The sequence below is a fragment of the Acidocella sp. KAb 2-4 genome (assembly GCF_020567705.1).
In the GTDB taxonomy this organism is placed as follows: domain Bacteria; phylum Pseudomonadota; class Alphaproteobacteria; order Acetobacterales; family Acetobacteraceae; genus Acidocella.
The window spans coordinates 288462-308036 of sequence record NZ_JAJDJU010000001.1 but is presented as its reverse complement, the minus strand read 5'-3'; the positions used below and the strand labels follow the sequence as shown (position 1 = coordinate 308036).

The 19575-nt window shown below is 68.5% G+C and carries 18 protein-coding genes; 13 read left to right on the top strand and 5 right to left on the bottom strand.

What is annotated here, in order from left to right:
* Positions 1-2: 2 nt before the first annotated feature.
* A complete protein-coding gene (gene hemB, locus LI953_RS01505) occupies positions 3-995 on the bottom strand; it encodes a porphobilinogen synthase (protein WP_227074195.1) in 993 nt (330 codons plus the stop codon).
* A gap of 152 nt (positions 996-1147) precedes the next feature.
* On the opposite strand from hemB, the gene LI953_RS01500 reads away from it, so the two are divergent.
* The 10 genes from LI953_RS01500 to thiL are packed head-to-tail and all read left to right on the top strand — an operon-like array spanning position 1148 to position 9428.
* Positions 1148-2410 carry an NRAMP family divalent metal transporter gene (locus LI953_RS01500; RefSeq protein ID WP_227074194.1) on the top strand — a complete coding sequence of 421 codons (1263 nt, stop codon included), beginning with the start codon at positions 1148-1150 and terminating at the stop codon, positions 2408-2410.
* Between the two features lie 35 nt (positions 2411-2445).
* On the top strand, positions 2446-2904 hold the full coding sequence (rpiB, locus tag LI953_RS01495; RefSeq protein WP_227074193.1) for a ribose 5-phosphate isomerase B: 459 nt from the start codon (positions 2446-2448) through the stop codon (positions 2902-2904).
* Positions 2901-4184 (top strand): serine hydroxymethyltransferase, encoded by a 1284-nt coding sequence (gene glyA, locus LI953_RS01490; protein ID WP_227074192.1) that lies wholly within the window; start codon positions 2901-2903, stop codon positions 4182-4184. The genes rpiB and glyA overlap by 4 nt, the downstream gene beginning before the upstream one ends.
* 7 nt (positions 4185-4191) lie before the next feature.
* Positions 4192-4677: a transcriptional regulator NrdR gene (nrdR, locus tag LI953_RS01485; protein ID WP_227074191.1), complete on the top strand. Its 486-nt coding sequence runs from the start codon at positions 4192-4194 to the stop codon at positions 4675-4677.
* Positions 4670-5764, top strand: a complete 1095-nt coding sequence (gene ribD, locus LI953_RS01480) for a bifunctional diaminohydroxyphosphoribosylaminopyrimidine deaminase/5-amino-6-(5-phosphoribosylamino)uracil reductase RibD (RefSeq protein ID WP_227074190.1) — start codon at positions 4670-4672, stop codon at positions 5762-5764. The genes nrdR and ribD overlap by 8 nt, the downstream gene beginning before the upstream one ends.
* A complete protein-coding gene (locus LI953_RS01475; protein WP_227074189.1) occupies positions 5764-6378 on the top strand; it encodes a riboflavin synthase in 615 nt (204 codons plus the stop codon). Before ribD ends, LI953_RS01475 begins: the two co-directional genes overlap by 1 nt.
* 47 nt (positions 6379-6425) lie before the next feature.
* Positions 6426-7547 (top strand): 3,4-dihydroxy-2-butanone-4-phosphate synthase, encoded by a 1122-nt coding sequence (ribB, locus tag LI953_RS01470; protein WP_227074188.1) that lies wholly within the window; start codon positions 6426-6428, stop codon positions 7545-7547.
* Positions 7544-8020 (top strand): 6,7-dimethyl-8-ribityllumazine synthase, encoded by a 477-nt coding sequence (gene ribH / locus LI953_RS01465; RefSeq protein WP_227074187.1) that lies wholly within the window; start codon positions 7544-7546, stop codon positions 8018-8020. Before ribB ends, ribH begins: the two co-directional genes overlap by 4 nt.
* Positions 8017-8493, top strand: a complete 477-nt coding sequence (nusB, locus tag LI953_RS01460; protein WP_227074186.1) for a transcription antitermination factor NusB — start codon at positions 8017-8019, stop codon at positions 8491-8493. The genes ribH and nusB overlap by 4 nt, the downstream gene beginning before the upstream one ends.
* Positions 8493-9428, top strand: coding sequence for a thiamine-phosphate kinase (gene thiL / locus LI953_RS01455; RefSeq protein ID WP_227074185.1), 936 nt, complete (start codon positions 8493-8495; stop codon positions 9426-9428). Before nusB ends, thiL begins: the two co-directional genes overlap by 1 nt.
* Positions 9429-9542: 114 nt before the next feature.
* Here thiL and rpmG read toward each other — a convergent pair whose 3' ends face one another.
* From rpmG to rnr, 3 genes are all read right to left on the bottom strand, one after another.
* The gene (gene rpmG, locus LI953_RS01450) at positions 9543-9710 is read right to left on the bottom strand and encodes a 50S ribosomal protein L33 (RefSeq protein WP_048877824.1); all 168 of its coding nucleotides are present in this window, start codon (positions 9708-9710) and stop codon (positions 9543-9545) included.
* Positions 9711-9782: 72 nt separating this feature from the next.
* Entirely contained in the window at positions 9783-11306 is a 1524-nt protein-coding gene (locus tag LI953_RS15555) for a S41 family peptidase (RefSeq protein ID WP_227074184.1), read from the bottom strand.
* Positions 11303-13561: a ribonuclease R gene (gene rnr, locus LI953_RS01440; RefSeq protein WP_227074183.1), complete on the bottom strand. Its 2259-nt coding sequence runs from the start codon at positions 13559-13561 to the stop codon at positions 11303-11305. Before rnr ends, LI953_RS15555 begins: the two co-directional genes overlap by 4 nt.
* A 127-nt stretch (positions 13562-13688) precedes the next feature.
* Here rnr and LI953_RS15550 point away from each other — a divergent pair, with 127 nt between their 5' ends.
* The 3 genes from LI953_RS15550 to LI953_RS01425 all read left to right on the top strand — a co-directional run bounded on the left by LI953_RS15550 (position 13689) and on the right by LI953_RS01425 (position 19159).
* Positions 13689-17891 carry a Hint domain-containing protein gene (locus LI953_RS15550; RefSeq protein WP_227074182.1) on the top strand — a complete coding sequence of 1401 codons (4203 nt, stop codon included), beginning with the start codon at positions 13689-13691 and terminating at the stop codon, positions 17889-17891.
* 116 nt (positions 17892-18007) lie between these two features.
* Positions 18008-18622: a 30S ribosomal protein S4 gene (rpsD, locus tag LI953_RS01430; RefSeq protein WP_227074181.1), complete on the top strand. Its 615-nt coding sequence runs from the start codon at positions 18008-18010 to the stop codon at positions 18620-18622.
* 129 nt (positions 18623-18751) lie between these two features.
* The gene (locus LI953_RS01425; RefSeq protein ID WP_227074180.1) at positions 18752-19159 is read left to right on the top strand and encodes a hypothetical protein; all 408 of its coding nucleotides are present in this window, start codon (positions 18752-18754) and stop codon (positions 19157-19159) included.
* Positions 19160-19176: 17 nt separating this feature from the next.
* On the opposite strand, the gene LI953_RS01420 is transcribed toward LI953_RS01425, so the two are convergent.
* Positions 19177-19482 carry a hypothetical protein gene (locus LI953_RS01420; protein ID WP_227074179.1) on the bottom strand — a complete coding sequence of 102 codons (306 nt, stop codon included), beginning with the start codon at positions 19480-19482 and terminating at the stop codon, positions 19177-19179.
* Between the last annotated feature and the right edge of the window lie 93 nt (positions 19483-19575).

The following is a 19575-nucleotide window of genomic DNA, read 5'->3' as shown; positions in this document are numbered from 1 at the left end:
GCCTAGCCCCGCAGCAGCCGCGCCGCATGCACGGCGAAATAGCTCAGCACCCCGGCGCAGCCCGCGCGCTTGAAGGCGAGCAGGCTCTCCAGCACGGCCTTGTCATGGTCGAGCCAGCCATTGCGCACGGCGGCCATGATCATCGAATACTCGCCGGAGACCTGATAGGCGAACACCGGCATCCCGAATTTCTCATGCACGCGGCGGATCACGTCGAGATACGGCATCCCCGGCTTCACCATCACCATGTCCGCGCCCTCGGCGATGTCCATCGCCACCTCGCGCAGGGCTTCCTCGGTGTTGGCCGGGTTCATCTGGTAGGTTTTCTTGTCGCCCTTCAGCGCGCCCGAGGAGCCGATGGCGTCGCGGAACGGGCCGTAAAAGGCCGAGGCGTATTTGGCGGCGTAGCTCATGATTCGGGTGTTGATCAGCCCGGCCTCGTCCAGCGCGGCGCGGATCTCCCCGATGCGCCCATCCATCATGTCGGAGGGCGCGATAATGTCGATACCGGCCTCGGCCTGGTTCACCGCCTGGCGCACCAGCATCTCCACGCTGGCATCGTTGGTCACGTAGCCCTCGTCGAGCAACCCGTCATGGCCGTGGTCGGTATAGGGGTCGAGCGCGACGTCGCCCACCAGCGCGATCTGCGGGTATTCGCGCTTGAGCAGCCGCGTCGCCTGGCAGATCAGGTTTTCCGGGTTCACCGCCTCCTCGCCGCCGGGCGTCTTCTTCTCGGCAGGGGTGGCGGGGAACAGCGCGATCGCCGGAATCCCCAGCTTCGCCGCTTCCTCCACATGCTTGGCCAAGCCATCCAGCCCAACGCGGAACACGCCCGGCATGGCATTCACCTCCTGCACCGGGCCAGAGCCCTCGCGCACGAAAATCGGCCAGATCAGGTCATCGACGGTGAGGCGGTGTTCAGCCACCAGGCGGCGTGTGGCGTCATCAAAACGGTTGCGGCGCAGGCGGGTGGCGGGGAATCGTTGCATAATCATGCGGCCATCCTAAACCGGTTCGGGCTGGCAGAGAAATGCGCGCGGCTTGATCCAGATCAATGATTGACAAGGGGACGTAATTGAAACTAATTCGCAGAATTAGAAGTGAGAATGATTTGCAATTACAACGCCCCGGAGAGGATCCCGCGCTCATGCCCACCGCTACCCAAGCTCCGGCCGCCTCACGCCGCGGGCTTCCCTCCTGGGCCATGCTCATGGCCGTCTTCGGCCCCGGCCTCGTCGTCATGCTGGCCGATACCGATGTCGGCTCCATCATCACCGCCGGGCAGAGCGGGGTGCAATGGGGCTACAAGCTGCTGCTGCCGCAATTCTTGCTCATGCCGGTGCTCTATGTGGTGCAGGAGCTCACCGTCCGCCTCGGCATCTTCACCGGCAAGGGTCATGGCGAGCTGATCCGCGAGGCGTTCGGCCCTGGCTGGGCGTGGTTCTCAGCTTCCGGCTTGGCGGTGGCCACCATCGGCGCGCTGCTCACCGAGTTTTCGGGCGTGGCCGGGGTGGGCGATCTGTTCGGCATCCCGCATTACGTCTCGCTGCCGATGGCGGCGGCGGTGCTGCTCGCCATCGTTGTCACCGGCTCCTACCGCCGGGTGGAGCGTGTGGCCATCGCCGTGGGGCTGTTCGAGCTGGCGTTTTTCTTTGTCGCCTGGATCGCGCATCCCAATCTCGCCCAACTTCGCACCGAGGCCCTGCACCCGCCCGTGTTCAACGCCAGCTATGAATATCTCGTCGCCGCCAATATCGGCGCGGTGATCATGCCCTGGATGGTGTTCTACCAGCAATCGGCGGTGGCTGATAAACGCCTCAAGGCTGAGCATTTCAGCGCCGCGCGCTGGGATACGGGGATCGGCGCGGTGGTCACTCAGCTGGTGATGGCGGCGGTGCTGGTGGCGGCGGCCGCGGCTATCCGCCCGCACGCCCCGCAGGCCACCCTCTCCACCGTCGGCCAGATGAGCGAGGCGCTGACCCCTTACCTCGGCAAGGAATTTGGCGAGGTGGTGTTCTCCCTCGGCGTGCTGGGCGCGGGGCTGGTGGCGGCCATCGTCGCCTCGCTCGCGCTTGCCTGGGGGCTGGGCGAGGTCTCCGGCTATCGCCGCTCGCTCGAATACCACCCGCTCAAGGCCAAATGGTTCTATGGCGTTTATGCGCTCTGCGTCATCGGGGGCGCGCTGGCGGTGGGGTTTGCCCCCAATCTGGTGAGCCTGAACGTGGGCGTGCAGGTGATGAACGCGCTGCTGTTGCCGGTGGTGCTGGGCTTCCTCGTGCGCCTCGCCATGGTCACGCTGCCCGCCGCGCAGCGCCTCAAGGGCTGGTATCTCTGGGTGGTATGGGCGGTCTGCGCCGTCACCTGCGGCTTCGGCGTGCTGGGTGGCATAGGCGGGCTGTTCTTCGGCTAGTTTCCCATGCCGTCCCAGCGTGTTAAGGGGTCCGCATGACTCGTTCTTTGATCCTGGCCCTGGGGGCCGACCATGGCGGCGTGGCGCTCAAGCAGCGCCTCGCCGTGTTGCTGGCCGAGGCCGGCCACCAGCTCCTCGATTACGGCACCAACGGCCCGGAAAGCGTGGATTACCCCGATTTCGCCCATGCAGTGTGCGACGCCGTGGCCGAGAGGCGCGCCGATTTCGGCCTGCTCGTCTGCGGCACCGGCATTGGCATGAGCATCGCCGCCAACCGCAACCCGGCCATACGCTGCGCCCTGGTGCATGATGTCACCACCGCGCGCCTCACCCGCCAGCATAACGACGCCAACGTGCTCGCCCTCGGCGCGCGCATCACCGGCGAGGAAGTGGCGGTGGATATTGTGAAAACTTTCCTCGCCACCAAGTTCGAGGGCGGCCGCCATGAGCGCCGCCTCGCCAAGATCAACAAGACCACGGAACCCACGCCATGACGCAGACCCTCGCGCGCTTCTTCTCCGCTCCGCTCACCCAGACCGACCCTGAAATCGCGGCCATCATCGGCCGCGAGCTGGCCCGCGAGCAGGACGGCATCGAGCTGATCGCCTCCGAGAACATCGTCTCCGCCGCCGTGCTGGCCGCGCAGGGCTCGGTGTTCACCAATAAATACGCCGAGGGCTACCCCGGCAAGCGCTATTACGGCGGCTGCGGCCCCTCGGACGAGGTGGAAAACCTCGCCATCGAGCGCGCCAAGAAGATGTTCGGCGCCGGTTTCGCCAATGTGCAGGCAAATTCCGGCTCCCAGGCCAATCAGTCGGTGTTCCTGGCGCTGATCCAGCCGGGCGACACCATCCTCGGTATGTCGCTGGCGGCGGGCGGGCATCTCACCCATGGCGCCGCGCCCAACATGTCCGGCAAATGGTTCAACGCCGTGCAATACGGCGTGCGGCGCGAAGACGGCCTGCTCGATTACGAGGAGCTGGAGCGCCTGGCCCGCGAGCATAAGCCGAAACTGATCATCGCCGGCGGCTCCGCCTATCCGCGCTTCATCGACTTCGCACGCATCCGCGCCGTGGCCGATGAGGTTGGGGCCTATTTCATGGTGGACATGGCGCATTTCGCCGGCCTAGTCGCGGCGGGCATTTATCCCAACCCGCTGCCGCACGCGCATGTCGTCACCACCACCACGCACAAGACCCTGCGCGGCCCGCGCGGCGGCATGGTGCTCACCAATCACGAGGACATCGCCAAGAAGATCAACTCCGCGACCTTCCCCGGCCTGCAGGGCGGCCCGCTGATGCATGTCATCGCTGCCAAGGCGGTGGCGTTCGGCGAGGCGCTGACACCGGAATTCGTGGCGTATCAGAAGCAGGTGGCGGCCAATGCCAAGGTGCTGGCGGCGACGCTGGTGGAGCAGGGGCTGGCGATCGTCACCGGTGGCACCGACAGCCATCTGATGCTGGTCGATCTGCGCCCCAAGAACACCACCGGCAAGGCCGCCGAAGCCTCGCTGGAGCGCGCGCATATCACCGCCAACAAAAACGCCATCCCGTTCGACCCGGCGAAGCCGGCCGTCACCTCCGGCATCCGCCTCGGCACCCCGGCCGCCACCACGCGCGGCTTCGGCGAGGCCGAGTTCCGCGAGATCGGCCTGATGATCGGCGAGGTGCTGGACGGGCTGGCGAAGTCCAATGACGGCACCAACGACGCGGCGGAAGCGGCGGTCGGGGCGCGGGTGAAGGCGCTCTGTGCCCGTTTCCCCATCTACCGGTAAGTCTGGCATGCGCTGCCCGTTCTGCGGTGAGTCCGATACCCAGGTGAAGGACAGCCGTCCTACCGAGGACGGCAGCGCCATCCGCCGCCGCCGCTTCTGCGCGGCGTGCGGCCAGCGTTTCACCACCGTGGAGCGGGTGCAGCTGCGCGAGCTGGTGGTGCTCAAGGCCGATGGCCGGCGCGTCGCCTTCGACCGCGACAAGCTGGCCCGCTCGATCCGCGTGGCGCTGAACAAGCGCCCGGTGGATGAGGAGCGCCAGGAGCGCATCGTCAACGGCATCGTGCGCAAGCTCGAAGCCAGCGGCGAGACCGAGATCAAGAGCGACGAAATCGGCGAGGCGGTGATGGACGCGCTAAAGGGCATCGACGCCGTCGCCTATGTCCGCTTCGCCTCTGTCTACCGCGATTTCCGCGAGGCCAAGGATTTCGAGCAGTTCCTCGGCAGCATGGACGGCGCCCCGCTGGCCACGGAGGATGACGCCCGGCATGAGTGACGAATCCCATATGCGCGCGGCCCTGGCCCTGGCCCGCCGCGGCCTGGGGCAGACCGCGCCCAATCCTTCGGTCGGCTGCGTCATCGTCAAGGATGGCCGCGTGCTTGGCCGCGGCACTACCGCGCCGGGAGGGCGCCCGCATGCCGAGCGCGTGGCGCTGGCCGCCGCGGGCGAGGCCGCGCGCGGGGCGACTGTGTATGTGACGCTGGAACCCTGCGCCTTCCCCGGCAAATCCGGCGCCTGCACCGAGGCGCTGATCGCCGCCGGGGTGGCGCGCGTGGTGGTCGGCGCCATCGACCCGCATCCGAAGGTGAACGGCGCCGGTCTGGCCCGGCTGCGCGAGGCGGGGATCGAGGTGACCGAGGGCGTGCTGCGCCCCGAATGTGAGGCAGTGAGCGAGGGCTTCGCCCTGGTGCAGCGCGCGGGGCGGCCGCTGGTGCGGCTCAAGCTCGCCTCCACGCTGGATGGCCGCATCGCCACCGCCAAGGGCGAATCGCAATGGATCAGCGGCCCCGAGGCCCGGCGCGCCGTACACGCCATGCGCGGGCGGCACGATGCGGTGATGGTCGGCGTCGGCACCGTGCTGGCCGACGATCCCGAGCTCACCTGCCGGCTGGACGGCTTCCGCGCCGCGCCGCTGGTGCGGGTGGTGGTGGATAGCCATCTGCGCACGCCGCTGCTCTCCAAGCTGGTGCGCGCCGCCACCGAGCATCCGCTCTGGATTCTGCACCGCGACGGCGCCGACAAGCTGCGCGCCAAGGCGCTGGAAAGCGCCGGGGTCAAGCTGATCGAGCTGCCCGCCAGCACCATCGGCGTGGATCTCGCCGCCGGCATGCAGGCTCTGGCCAAACATGGCTTAACCCGCGTGATGGTCGAGGGCGGCGCCTCGATCGCCTCCAGCCTGCTGCGCGCGCGGCTGGTGGACCGGCTCTCCTGGTTCCACGCCCCCGCCGTGCTCGGCGGCGATGGCTGGCCCGCCGCCCAGGCCTTCGGCGTCACCCGGCTCGATGAGATGCCGCGGTTCCGCGCCGTCTCCCGCCAGCAATGGGGGCAGGACGTGCTCACCAATTTCAGGAAGATCACCTAATGTTCACCGGTTTGATCACCGGCATCGGCACCGTGCGCGCGGTCACTCCGCTCGGCACCGGCCAGGATGCCCGCTTCGTCATCGCCACGCCCGATAACGCGGCCTGGCAGCACGCCGAGAAGGCGCTCGGCGCCTCCATCGCCTGTTCGGGCGTCTGCCTCACGGTCGTCGAGGCCGGGGCGGATTGGTTCGCGGTCGAGGTCTCGGCCGAGACCATCTCCAAGACCACGCTGGGCGATTGGCAGCCGGGCACCGAGATCAATCTGGAAGGCTCGCTGCGCCTGGGCGACGAGATCGGCGGCCATCTCGTCTCCGGCCATGTCGACGGCTTGGCCAAGGTGGTCTCCGCCACGCCCGAGCATGGCTCCATCCGCTGGGCGTTTGAGCTGCCCGACGCGCTCGCCCCCTATGTCGCCGCCAAGGGCAGCATCGCCATCAACGGCGTCTCGCTCACGGTCAACGAGGTCGAGGGAAACCGCTTCGGCGTCAACATCATTCCCCACACCGCCGCGCACACCAATTTCCGCAGCCTGCGCCCCGGCGAGATGGTGAACGTGGAAATCGACATGCTGGCGCGCTATGTCGCCCGTCAGCTCAGCTTCAAGACCGCCTAAATCGCACCGCCGCCGCCCCCGCGCGCCGGCCTAAAGGAATACCGCCCATGGAAGGCCTGAAATCTTCGCATCTGCACGACTACATCTCCCCCGCTTCCGAGATCATCGAGGAAGCCCGGGCCGGGCGCATCTTCATCCTGGTGGATGATGAAGACCGCGAGAACGAGGGCGATCTCGTCATCCCCGCGCAATTCGCCACGCCGGACGCCATCAATTTCATGATCAAGCACGCGCGCGGGCTGGTCTGCCTGGCGATGACCAAATCGCGCTGCGAGGCGCTGGGCCTGCCGCTGATGACCCAGGCCAACGGCACGCGGCATGAGACCGCCTTCACCGTCTCCATCGAGGCCAAGGAGGGCGTCTCCACCGGCATCTCCGCCGCTGACCGCGCCCGCACCGTGGCGGTGGCGATCAACCCCGAGATGGGCCGTAACGACATCGTCTCGCCGGGTCATATCTTCCCGCTGATGGCGCGCGATGGCGGCACGCTGGTGCGCGCCGGGCATACCGAGGCCTCGGTGGACATCGCCCGTCTCGCCGGGCTGATCCCGGCCGGGGTGATCTGCGAGATCATCAACGATGACGGCACCATGGCCCGCCTGCCGGACCTCGTGGCCTTCGCCCAGCGCCACAACCTTAAGCTCGGCACCATCGCCGACCTCATCGCCTATCGCCGCATGAATGAGCGGCTGGTGAAGCGGGTGGAGCAGGGCAATGTCCAGGCCCCCAATGGCGGCGCGTGGAAGCTGATCGCCTTTGAGAGCAAGGTGGATGGGCTGGAGCATCTGGCCCTGGTCAAGGGCGATGTCTCCGGCGAGGCCCCGGTTTTGGTGCGCATGCACGGCATGGACCTGATCTCCGACGTTTTGGGCGGCGAGCATTTCGTCGCGCTGCGCGGGGCGATGGCGGCGATCGAGAAAGAGGGGCGCGGCGTGGTGGTGGTGCTGCGCGAGCAGCGCAAGGCGGCGATGTCGGCCGGTATCCGCACCCTGGTCGAGGGGACGCATCCGCCGCCGGGCCTGCGTGATTACGGCATCGGGGCGCAGATCCTGCTCGATCTTGGCATCAAGAACATGATCCTGCTTTCCAACACCAAGCGCCACATCGTCGGGCTGGAGGGCTACGGGCTGAACGTCGTCGAGCAGCGCGAGATCGGAGGCGCCGCATGAGCACCGCCGACGCCCCGCTGCCCGCCGCGCCCAGCCTGCCCGGCCCGGCGCCGCGCATCCTGGTGATCAGCGCCCCCTATTACCGCCAGGTGGTCGATGGCATGCTCGCCGCCGCGCAAGCGATCTTCGCCGAGGTCGCGGCCGAGCTCACCGTGGTCGAGGTCGGCGGCGCCTATGAGCTGCCCCAGGCCTTAGCCATCGCCGCCGCCTCGGTGCAGGATTTCGACGGCTATGTCGCGCTTGGCTGCGTGGTGCGCGGCGAGACCGATCATTACGAGTTCATCTGCGCCGCCGCCATGGACGGGCTGATGCGCGTCGCCACCCGCGAGGCGCTGTGCCTGGGCACCGCGCTGCTCACGGTGGACACCCTTGCCCAGGCCCTTGCGCGCAGCCATGAGACGGGCTCGAACAAGGGTGCCGAGGCCGCCGTGGCCTGCCTCAAACAAATCGCCCTGAAACGGAGCCTGGCATGAGCGCCCGCCCGCGGACCCTCTCGCGCGTCGCCGCCGTGCAGGCGCTGTATCAGGCCGAGCAGGCCGGGCAGACCGGCGAGACGGTGATCGACCAGTTCGTGCGCCACCGCATCGGCGACCCGCCGGGCACGGGCGGGGTGGAGGAGGGGCGTCTGCCCGCGGCCGATGTACCGCTCTTCGCGCGCATCGTCCGCACCGCCACCCAGCAGCAGGACACGATCGACGGCATGATCGCCAACGCCCTGCCCGAGAACTGGCCGATCAACCGGCTCGACCCGGTGCTGCGCGCCGCCCTGCGCGCCGGCGGGGCCGAGCTGTGGCTGAGCGACGGCCCGCCCAGCCGCGTCGTCATCAACGAGTATCTCGACGTGGCGCATGGCTTCTTCTCAGGCGATGAGCCGCGCATGCTCAACGGCGTGCTGGACCGGCTGGCGCATCTGCTGCGCCCGGCGGAATTTCCGGCAGCGAGTTAATGCCCGACGAATTCTCCCGCATCGCGCGCTATTTCGCGCCGCTGGCGGGAGAGGCGGCGCTGGGTCTGCGCGATGACGCCGCGGTGCTCGCCCCGCCGCCAGAGCGGGAGCTGGTGCTCACCGTGGACCAGATGCTGGAGGGCGTGCATTTCCTGCCCGGCGACGATCCGGCGCTGATCGCGCGTAAGCTGCTGCGCCGTAACCTTTCCGACCTCGCGGCAATGGGTGCGGCCCCGCTCGGCTATCTGCTGACCACGGCGCTGCCCGCCGCTTTGCCCGAAGACTGGTTGGCGGCCTTCGCCGCCGGGCTGGGGCAGGATCAGGCCGAATTCGGGCTGGAATTGCTGGGCGGGGATTCGTCCTCCTCCCGCCACGGCATCGCCCTCACCGCGACTCTGCTCGGCACGGTGGCGCCGGGGGCGGCGTTGCGCCGCGATGGCGCCAGGGCGGGGGATGAGATCTGGGTGACGGGCACCATTGGCGATGCCGTGCTGGGCCTGCAAGCCCGGCGGGGCGAGCGCGGAGACCCCACGGGCGTCTTCACGCGCCGCTCGCTGCTGCCGCAGCCCAGACTCGGGCTGGCGCTGGCCGGGATCGCGCATGCCGCCATCGATGTCTCCGACGGGCTGGTGCAGGACCTCTCGCATATCGCGCACTGCTCCGGGCTGCGCGCGGTGATCGAGGCGGCGCTTGTGCCAGCCTCGCCCGAGGCCGCCGCGTTGGGCGAGGCGGTGCTGGAAGCCCGCCTCACCGGTGGCGATGATTACGAGCTGATCCTGGCGGTGCCGCCAGGGGGCGAGGCGGCGCTGCGGGCGGCTTGCGGCGCGTTGCCGGTGGCGCGAATCGGTTGGTTCGAGCCTGGAGCCGGGGTGCGCGTGCTGGCGGCCAACGGCGACGAAATCAGCCTTAAGACCCTGGGTTGGAAGCATTTTTAGAGAATTAACCAGAATCTGGTTAATTTAGCCGCTCAGACACGCAAAAACCCCCGCAGCCAGGGGCTTCGGGGGCTTGTTGCCAGAGAAAGGAGACGCGCTGCCCGAAGGCGGCGCTTACTTGATCTTCGCTTCCTTGAACTTGACGTGCTTGCGCACGACAGGATCGTACTTGTTCAGCTCCAGTTTCTGGGTCTGGGCGCGCGCGTTCTTCTTGGTCACGTAGAAGTAACCAGTGTCCGCGGTGGAAACGAGCTTGATTTGAACGACGTTAGACTTTGCCATGATTAAGAATCTCCAGAGCGCGCCGTATGGCGCAGGTGCGGCGGTTTCGTCAAGTCCGGTTTAGGGGGCGCCTCAGTGCAGCAGCGCGGCCTGATAGGCGCGGGGGTTGGTGAGGATATGCGCGGCGGCGGTGAAATCGAGATCAGTGCCGATATCGGCCGGGCATTGGTTGCGGATGCGCAGAATGGCATCCATGTCGGCCGGGGCGCGCATGGCGCGGGCGGCGGCCACGGCGGCGGCCTGCGGGTTTCGTCCTCGGTCGAGCGCCGCCAGCTCGTTCTCCAGCACCGCCGGGCCGAGGCTGGTACATACCTGCGGCATCACCCCCAGGCTTTGCAGCGGCCAGCCGCGCGGGGCGATCACACGGCTCCAGGTGACATAGAGTTCGCCGCCATCGGGCAAGCTGTCCAGCGTCTGCACCAGCCCCTTACCCAGCGTCTCCGAGCCGATGGCCACGGCGCGGCCATTATCGGCCAGGGCGGCGGTCAGGATCTCGGCGGCGCTGGCGGTTTGGCCATCGACCAGCACGGTGATCGGCAGGCCGTTGGTGAGGTCAGCCCCCTCGGCCTTGAAGCTCTGGTCGGCATCGGGGTCGCGCCCGATGGTCTGCACGATCATGCCCGAGGAGAGCAGCGAATCAGCCACCAGCACAGCCTGGCGCAGTACGCCGCCACGGTTGCCGCGCAGATCCAGCACCAGTCCGATGGGGGCGGGATTCTGCGCCATCAGCGCCGCGAGCATGGAGCCGAACTGTGTCGAGGTGCCCTTGTTGAAGCCGGTGATCTTCAGCGCCGCGAGCCCCGGGCCGGGGGCGGGCTCGGCGAACACCGTGGGCGGCGGGATGAAGCCGAAATTCAGCGTGACTTGCTGCGTGGCGGGCGGGCTGTCGGCGTCGTCGCGCAGGGCGATGGTGGCGGTGCTGCCCGCAATGCCGCTCATTTCGGCGTTCAGCGTGTCGAGCGCGCCGGTATAGGCGGGGCGGCCATTCACCGAGAGCACCACCATGCCCGGGGTGAGGCCGGCATTCTCGGCCGGGCTGTCAGCGGCGATGGCGCCGATCACCACATGCCCCGAATCGGCGGCGAAGGTGATGCCGGTGCCGGCCAGGCCCATGATCATAAGCTGGTTCTGTGCTGTAATCTGGGGCGATTCGTAGCGCGAATACGGATCGAAATGGTTGAACAGCTCATCGAAAAAGCTGCTGATGACCTCCGGCGTACCCGCCTGTTGCAGTGCCGGCGAGGCGGCATAGGCGGCCGCCGCGATCTGCGCGGCGAGCTGCCCCCAGGCATTGGCGTCGTTACCCGCCGGGGTCGGCACGGCCAGCAGCAGCGCATTGGGGCCGTAGAGGCGCACCTGGCCGTCCTGCAACGTGGTGTTGAGGTCGGGGTCGAGGGCGGCGAGTCCGTTCAGGCCCCAGAGCGTCATCTGCGGCACGGTGAGCGGCTCCAGCGCGCGGGGGGCGATATAGGTGAGGGCGGCGGACCACACGGCGCCAGCCGTGGCGGCGTCGAATCCAATAGCGGCGGCATTGGCGGCCCGCGTCCACAGGCCGCCGCACAGGCAGATAACGAAGAGGAACGCCGCGCGCTTCACCTTGCCCGCTTCTGCTTGGGTTTGCTGGGCTTCGCCTTGCCCGGTGCCGCCTTGCCTGGCTTGGCCTTGGCGGGCTTGCCCCGGCGCGGGGCTGAGAGCCCGGGCAGCGCCTCGGCCATCCCGAACAGCAGCCCGCCGGTCACGGGCCGGGCCTCGTTCAGTCGCACCTCGATGGGCTGGGCCAGGGAGAACACATGGCGGCTGCGCCGGCCTGACAGAGTCTGGGCGCCTTCATCGAAGATCCAATGATCATCAGGCAAAGATCCCATACTCAGAAAACCGCTCGCACCACTTTCCGTTAAAGTGACGAATAATCCGAATTTCGTCACCCCCGATACCCGTCCCGAGAACAACTCTCCAATGCGGTGTTGCAAATACAGCGCAAGATAGCGGTCGGCGGAGTCGCGCTCGGCCAGGGCGGCGCGGCGCTCAGTGCCGGAAATCTGCTCGGCGGTGGCGGCGAATCCGGCGAGGTCGTCGGGCGAGAGGCCGTCCTTGCCCAGCTTCAGCCCGGTGATGAGCGCGCGGTGCACAAGCAGGTCGGCATAGCGGCGGATCGGCGAGGTGAAATGCGCGTAGCGGCTCAGGGCGAGGCCGAAATGGCCGATATTCTCCGGCGCGTATTCGGCCTGGGATTGCGCGCGCAGCATCGTTTCGTTGACCAGCGGGGCGGTGGGGGTGTCGGCCACCAGCTTCAGGATGTGGTCGAGATCGCGCGGGTGCAGCTCGTCGCCAGGCTTGAGCGAGATGTCCAGCGTGTGCAGAAAGTTACGCAACCGGTCGAGCTTCTCCGGCGAGGGCGGGGCATGCACGCGGTACATGCAGGGCTGGTGCAGGCGCTCCAGCTCCTCGGCGGCGCAGACATTGGCGAGGATCATGAACTCCTCGATCAACTTGTGGCTGTCGAGGCGCGGGCGCGGGGCCACGCTCTGCACTTGGCCGTCCTCGCCCAGAACCACCTTGCGCTCGGGCAGGTCGAGATCGAGCGTGCCGCGCGCATGCCTGGCTTGCAGCAGCGCGAAATAGGCGGCGAACAGATCGGCATGGATGGCGGGATTCTGCTCGAATTCGGCCTGGATCTGCTCATAGGTCTTGCGCGCCGATGAGCGCATCAGCCCGCGCCCGAATTTATGGCTCTGCTTATGGCCATGCACATTGATGAACATTTCCACGAACAGGCAGCCGCGGTCCTCATCCGGCTTCAGCGAGCACAGCCCGTTGGAGAGCGCCTCGGGTAGCATCGGCACCACGCGGTCGGGGAAGTAGCAGGAATTGCCGCGCTCGCGGGCGCATTTGTCGAGTGCCGAGCCGGGCTTCACGTAATGCGCGACATCGGCGATGGCGACGATCAGCCGGTAGCCGTGCTCCACTTTCTCGGCATACACCGCGTCGTCGTAATCGCGCGCGTCATGGCCGTCGATGGTGATCAGCGGCAGCTCACGCAGATCGGTGCGCTTGCCGAGCGGCACGGGCTTGGCGCGCTCGGCCTCCTTCACCGCCGCGTCGGTGAAATCCAGGGGGATGCCGTGCTGGGCGATGGCGATCAGGCTGACGGAGCGGGCATCGTCGATGGTGCCGAGCTTCTCGGTCACGCGCGCGGGTTTGGGGCCGAAGACGCGGCCGGGCAGGGGCTCGGCGCGCACGATCTCGCCTTCGCGCGCCTCCATCGTCTCGCCCGCGGGCACGATCCATTCGGTCTTCTGGCGGCGGTCAGTGGGCTCGATGCGCCCGCCATGCGCGGTGGGGTGAAACACGCCGACGATGCTGCCCGCCTGCTCGGCGATGCGCTTGAGCGTGCGGCCCTCGTATTTATCCGGCCCGACGCGCTTGAGCCGGGCATAGACGCGCGCGCCGGGGGCGAGCGCCGCCTGCCCCTTGGCCTCGGGATGCATGAAGATGATCGGGGGGCGGCCGGGGCCGTCCCACACCACCGGGCGGGCCAGGGCCTCGCCGTCGCGGTCGATGCCGGTGACCTCGACCAGCGCGCTCTCGGGCAAGCGGCCTGGCTCGGCGAATAGCTTGCGCCCGGCGCGCTCGACATCGCCGGCATGCTCCAGCGATTTCATCAGCCCGCGCAGGGCCTTGCGGTCTTCGGTGCGCACCGAGAAGGCGCGCGCCACGTCGCGCAGATGCACCTTTTGCCCGGCCTCGGCGAGGAACTGCTTCAGGGCGTCGCGGCCCGGCAGGGCGGGTGCTGCGGCGGCTGTGGCGGCCTTGCTGGTCTTGGCGCGGGGCGTTTTGTGCTTTGTTTTCATGCGGAACAGTATGGGGGTGGAAACGACGCAGGACCATGCCTTTTCGGCGTTAATTTTAGCATCGCCTATACATCCATTGGTTGAACATTAACATTGATTAATTCCGGAGATTGTATAGGGTCCGGACGTGACCAGCCGGCTGAACATCTCCGCGCCCGCGACACTGACGGTGCTGGCGGGCAACGCCACCTTGTCCTCGCTGGAGGCGCTGGCGCCCGCGATCATGGTGAGCGACCCGGTGGCGGGCGGCACGCTGACGGTGCAAGTTTCGGCCGCCAATAGCGGCGCGGTGCTGGCGGTTGGCGCGGCCTCCGGCGCCGTGGTGTCCGGCGCGGGCAATCTGATTACGCTGACCGGCAGCGCGGCGCAGGTGAACGCGGCGTTGGCCAGCCTGGAGGTGACAGAGCCCGCCGGGACCAGCGCCGATGTGCTGCGCCTGAGCGCGACCGACCCGGCGGCGCTGAGCGCGCAGACCGATATCGCGGTGAGCGTGGCGCCCGCCACCGGCCCCGCTTTTGTCAATCCGGCGAAGATCGTCACCCTGCATCCTGGCACGCCGACGACGCTGCCCGATCTGCTGCTGGCCGACCCATCGGCGGCGGGGCTGGCGGCGATGGGGCTAGGCAAGCAGGAGGCGCTGGCCGTGACCCTGGCGGTGGCCGAGGGCGTGCTGCTGCTGCCGGGGCTCACCGGGATGAGCGGGGTCAGCGCTGCGGGTGTGGGCACGGGCACCATCGTGCTGAGCTGCACCGCCGACGAGTTGGGCGCGCTGAACACGCTGCTCCCCGGGCTGGAATTCGCCGGGCCAACGGTGAGCGGCGGGCAGCATCTCGATTACACCGCCTGGAACCTGAACGGCGTGCTGCCGCGCATGGCGACTTATGGCAATATCTACCTCAACACCGTGGGCACGCCGGGGGCCAGCGGCACTTACGCAACGGGCGCGGACACGCTGGTCACGGGCGACACCACGCTCGCTTCGGTGCTGAGTGTGAGTGGCACCACCGCCATGCTCGGTAATCTCAGCGCCGGGGCGGGAGTGTTCGTGGCGCCCGATGGCGCGCTGCAAGTGGCGCAGAACGCGCTCACTCTGGGTGGCACCAGCCTGGATTTCGGCACGCTCAGCGCCGCCAGCCTCACCGGGACCGGCACGTTGCTGAGCGCGGGCGGTGTCATCGCCGGGCCGGTTTCGCTCGGCGCGGGCGCGCTGCTCGACTTCGCCGGGTCGCTCACCGTGGATGGCAATGCGGGCAATGATTATGAGCTAGGGGTGTCGCTGGCCGCCGGGGCGGTGCTGGAGGGCGGCGGCACGCTCACCGTGGGCAATTTCTCCGCCGCGCCCGAGATCACCGGGCCGGGCACGCTGCTCGCCTTGGGCGGGGAGACGCTGGGGGTGAATGCCGGGCTGATCACGGGTGGGGTGGCGCTGGATGTGGCGCCGGGCGGCGTGATGGTGCTGGGCGAGGATGCCTCGCTCTACGGCATTTTCAACATCACGCCGCTGACCATCGCCAGCGATGTGACGCTCAACTTTTTGCCCGGCGCCGGGGCGGTGCCGGTGAGCGGCGGCTATGCGGGCACGCTGGGCGGGGCGGGGGGCGCGTTCGTCATCACCGGGCCGCAGCTTTTCTCGGGCACCATCACCGGCTTCGCGCCGGGCGATGAGCTGATCTTCCCCGGCCTCACCGGGTTCAGCGTCTATAATGTAAGCGCGTCCTCCTTCGCGGTGTCGGGCGTGGATGCGGGGGGCACCACGCAGTCCTACACCATCCATGCTGCGCTGCCCTCGGGCTATGTGCCCGCCGCCGGGCTCGATGCCGGGGGTGACGCGGTGATTTATCTGCGCCCCTCGGCGCCCAGCATCAGCAGTGGCGCGGCGCTGGGGGCGAGCGCCGGCGTGGCGCAGGCGCTGCCGGGGCTGGATCTCGAACTCGCGGGCACGGCGGCGCAGACGCTCTCGCTCACCGTGTCCGTGGCGCATGGCACGCTGAGCCTGGGCACGCTGGCTCCGGCCGCGACGCTCACGCTGAGCGCGGCCAATGCGCAGGCGATGAACGCCGAATTGGCGGGGCTGAGCTATACCGGCACTGGCGTGAATGACGCGCTGAGCTTCACCGGCAGCACCGGGCTGCTGGCCGGGCTCAACGAGAAAATTGCCATCGCCGGGCTGAGCGCCGGCACGGTGAACGGCTACACCGCCACCGCCTTCAGCGCCGCCGAGCTGGCCGGGTTCGGCCCCGGCACCGGCCTGCCCGAGATCACGGCCGCCGCCGCGCTGGGCGGGGTGTCGGTCTCCGGCACGGTGGAGTTCAATAGTCTGCTGGAGGCCAGCGGCTATTCGGGCACGGCGCTGCTGGTGAACGGCGGCGGCGAGGCGATTTTTGGCGCCGCGGCCGAGGTGGCGCTGGGCGCCGACGCCATGCTGAGCGGCGGGTCGCTGGCGGTGCTGGGCACGGCGTTTTCCTCCACGGGTAATATCACCCTGGCCAATGCCAGCCAGGCGGTCATCAGCGGCGAGTTCAGCGCGGCGGGTTCGCTGGCGCTGGCCTCGGGCATGTTCGAGATCGGCGGCGCGGCAACACTGGGCGCGGCTTCCATCGGCGCGGCGGGCACGCTGCTGGCCTATGGCGGCGGGGCGGGGGTGCTGGGCGCGGTGAGCAATGCCGGCGGCATGACCCTGGCCGATGCCGCGACGTTGACAGCGTCATCCTACGACGGCGCGGGCGCGCTGACGCTGGGCGGCACCGGCAGCATGGCGGTGAGCGGCGCGCTGACCGAGGAGGCGGGCGGAACGATTGGAATCGGCCTCGGCGCCGGGTTGCGCGCGGGTATGCTGGTGCAAAATGGCGGCGTGATGAGCGTGGCTGGGCAGGTGAGTGTGGCGGGCAGCCTGAGCGCGGAGACGCTGACGCTGCAAGGTGGCGAGATCAGCGCCGCCAGCGCCGCCGAGGGCGGCGGGCTGCTCAGCGGCTATGGCGTTCTGGCGGCGGGCAGCATCGGCAACACCGGCAGTATCGAGGCGCTGGGCGGGCGGTTGGTGCTGGCCGGGGTGGTGAACAATGCCGGGAAGCTGGCGGTAGGCGCGGGCGCGGTGCTGGAGCTGAGCGGCGCGGTGAGCGGCGCGGCGGTGAGTTTCGCGGGCACAGGCGCCGAGTTGGTGGTGGATGATGTGGCGGCGGGGCTCTCGGGCATCGCCAACATGGAGGGCGGCGACGCGGTGGATCTGGTGGGCGTGGCGCCCAGCCTCGTCACCTACAGCGCCGGGACGATTGGGGTGTTCGACACGCTGGGCGCCGAGATTACCGCCTTCGCGGTGCAGACGGTGGCGGGCCAGCCTGCGATGTCCGTTGTCGCGGACGGGGCGGGCGGCTCACTGCTCACGCTGGGTGGCGAGATGCCCTGCTTCGCGCGCGGCACGCGGCTGCTCAGCCCCGATGGCTACCGCCCGGTGGAGAGTTTGCGCCCCGGCGACCCGCTGATCACCGCGGCAGGCGAGCGCCGCCCGGTGCGCTGGATCGGCTGGCGCACGCTGGATTTCGGCCCCAACCCGGCGCGCGCGGCACTGCCGGTGTTGATCATGCCTGGCGCCTTCGGGCCGGGGCTGCCGCGCCGGATGCTGCGCCTCTCGCCGCTGCATGGCGTGTATGTGGACGGGGTGCTGATCCCGGTCACGCATCTGGTGAACGGTGCGACGATCCGCCGCGAGCGCGGCGCGGCTGCGGCGACATATTTTCATGTCGAGCTGGACCGGCACGACATCTTGCTGGCCGAGGGGCTGGGCTGCGAATCTTATTTTTGCGCGGGCAATCGCGGCGCGCTGTATCATGAGCTGGGGCGGCGCAGCCCGGCGGCGCGGCCTTATGCGCCGAGCATCACCAAGGGCGCGCGGCTGGCGGCGGCGCGGCAGCGTCTGCACGGTGTCGCGCTCGCGGCCGGGTTCCGCCCGGCCTATCTGCCCCGGCTGCGGGCCGTGGCCGAGGGGCAGACGCTGCTGCCCGAGATCACCCGCGCCGGCGCGGCGCGGCTGGCGCGGCTGGAATTCGCCCGGCCGGTGGAGCGCCTCACCCTGTTGGCGGGCGCCGCCGCCCCGGCCGAGACCGACCCGGACTCGGAGGATTGGCGCGAGCTCAGCCTGTGCCTGGGTGAAATGCCCGGCGCGGCGCTGGGCGAGGGCTGGCTGGCGCGTGGCGCGCAGGATGCGGGCGCCTGGATGGGCGCGCGGGCGGAGTTGCGCTTTGGCCGGGCGCGGCGGTGCATTACGCTGCCCTTGGCCGCGATTGCGCCCAGTTGGCTGAGGCCGCCGGTTGACGGGCGGGCCGCCGGGGGTTAAGGCGGCGGCGTTGTTGCCGGGAACGTGGACGGGCGGTGGTCGCCCGCGCCCGCTCTTTTCTGCATTTGCAGGGGAGGGACTACTGGCGGAATTTTAACAAGAAAGGTTTCAGCGCCGTGACCAAGCGCACCGAGAGTAAGTATAAGATCAACCGCCGTCTGGGCGTTAACCTGTGGGGCCGCGCCAAGTCCCCGGTGAACAAGCGTGAATATGGCCCCGGCCAGCATGGCCAGCGCCGCAAGAAGCCGTCGGATTTCGGCGTGCAGCTGATGGCGAAGCAGAAGCTGAAGGGCTATTACGGCAACATCTCCGAAAAGGCGTTCCACAAATATTACGAGGAAGCCGTGCGCCGTAAGGGCGACACCTCGGAGAACCTGATCGAGCTGCTCGAGCGCCGTCTGGACGCGGTGGTGTACCGCCTGAAATTCGCGATCACCCCGTTCGCCGCCCGCCAGTTGGTCAGCCATGGCCACGTGATGGTGAACGGCAAGAAGGTGAACATCCCCTCCTTCCAGGTGAAGGACGAGGATGTGGTCGAGGTGCGCGAGAAGTCGAAGCAGCTGGCCGTGGTGCTCGATGCCGCGCAGTCCGCCGAGCGCGACGTGCCGGAATATGTCGAGGTCGATCACCGCGCGATGAAGGGCAAGTTCCTGCGCGCGCCGAAGCTGGCCGATGTGCCCTACCCGGTGCAGATGGAGCCGCATCTGGTGGTGGAATTCTACTCCCGCTAAGCGGAACCAGACGGATTACGGAAAACGGCGCCTCAGGGCGCCGTTTTTTGTTTGTCACAGAGCGGAGACACCTTGGTTACAATCAGGGCGCATCAGGGTGGCGTTTGTTCACGACAAGGAGACCACCCCATGCGCCGTATTCTGCTTGCCTCCTGCATCGCGCTGCTGCCGGGCCTCGCCCTGGCGCAAAGCGCGGCGCCCGCCGCCCCGCAGAGCGCCCAAGCGACCCCGCCCGATTTCGGTGGGCCTGATGGCATGATCGGAGGCTGGGGGCCGGGGGGTGGTAAATGGCACCATCGCGGCCTTGGCCCCGATGAGATGCTGATGAAATTCTATGCCGCCAACACCACGCATGACGGGCATCTGACCTTGGCCCAGGCCAAGGCCGGCGGGCTCACGCCGATCGCGGATCATTTCAGCGAGATCGACGTGAAGAAGCGCGGCTATGTCACGTTCTACGATATCGAGGCCTGGCGGCTGGACGATGTCGCCAAACACATGGAGCAGCGCGCCGACGAATTGCGCGCGCTGGATTGAGCCGGTGCCGGCGGGTGTTACTGCCCGCCGGTCTTGCCCTTGGAGAGTCGGGCGCTGCTGGGCACGCTCGGGTCGCCGGTGACGAACATTTCATGCAGCAGGGAGCCGTTATCCGGCGCGGCGCTGGCGCCGTTTTCCGGGGTGCTGGCGGTGGCGCCGCCATTGCCGCCATCGCCGCCGGGGATGACGTTGTTCAGCACCGAGTTCGGCCCGAACAGATGCACGGTGATGCCCGAGGACGGCGGGGTCATCGATTCTCTGGCCAGGGCGGTTCCGGCGGGCAGCAGCAGAGCGGCGAACAGGGCGGCGGAAAGACGTGTCACGAGCGGGTCTCCAGAGATTTCGCCCCGCCATATCGCGCCGCGCCGCCGCCGGGGCAAGGCCGGCGGGTTAATTCTCTCGCCGCCGGGCGGCAT

Excerpts from the sequence above, each read along its gene's own strand:
- hemB (WP_227074195.1), bottom strand. The coding sequence starts at position 995 with ATGATTATGCAACGATTCCCCGCCACCCGCCTGCGCCGCAACCGTTTT.
- LI953_RS01500 (WP_227074194.1), top strand. The coding sequence starts at position 1,148 with ATGCCCACCGCTACCCAAGCTCCGGCCGCCTCACGCCGCGGGCTTCCC.
- rpiB (WP_227074193.1), top strand. The coding sequence starts at position 2,446 with ATGACTCGTTCTTTGATCCTGGCCCTGGGGGCCGACCATGGCGGCGTG.
- glyA (WP_227074192.1), top strand. The coding sequence starts at position 2,901 with ATGACGCAGACCCTCGCGCGCTTCTTCTCCGCTCCGCTCACCCAGACC.
- nrdR (WP_227074191.1), top strand. The coding sequence starts at position 4,192 with ATGCGCTGCCCGTTCTGCGGTGAGTCCGATACCCAGGTGAAGGACAGC.
- ribD (WP_227074190.1), top strand. The coding sequence starts at position 4,670 with ATGAGTGACGAATCCCATATGCGCGCGGCCCTGGCCCTGGCCCGCCGC.
- LI953_RS01475 (WP_227074189.1), top strand. The coding sequence starts at position 5,764 with ATGTTCACCGGTTTGATCACCGGCATCGGCACCGTGCGCGCGGTCACT.
- ribB (WP_227074188.1), top strand. The coding sequence starts at position 6,426 with ATGGAAGGCCTGAAATCTTCGCATCTGCACGACTACATCTCCCCCGCT.
- ribH (WP_227074187.1), top strand. The coding sequence starts at position 7,544 with ATGAGCACCGCCGACGCCCCGCTGCCCGCCGCGCCCAGCCTGCCCGGC.
- nusB (WP_227074186.1), top strand. The coding sequence starts at position 8,017 with ATGAGCGCCCGCCCGCGGACCCTCTCGCGCGTCGCCGCCGTGCAGGCG.
- thiL (WP_227074185.1), top strand. The coding sequence starts at position 8,493 with ATGCCCGACGAATTCTCCCGCATCGCGCGCTATTTCGCGCCGCTGGCG.
- rpmG (WP_048877824.1), bottom strand. The coding sequence starts at position 9,710 with ATGGCAAAGTCTAACGTCGTTCAAATCAAGCTCGTTTCCACCGCGGAC.
- rnr (WP_227074183.1), bottom strand. The coding sequence starts at position 13,561 with ATGAAAACAAAGCACAAAACGCCCCGCGCCAAGACCAGCAAGGCCGCC.
- LI953_RS01425 (WP_227074180.1), top strand. The coding sequence starts at position 18,752 with ATGCGCCGTATTCTGCTTGCCTCCTGCATCGCGCTGCTGCCGGGCCTC.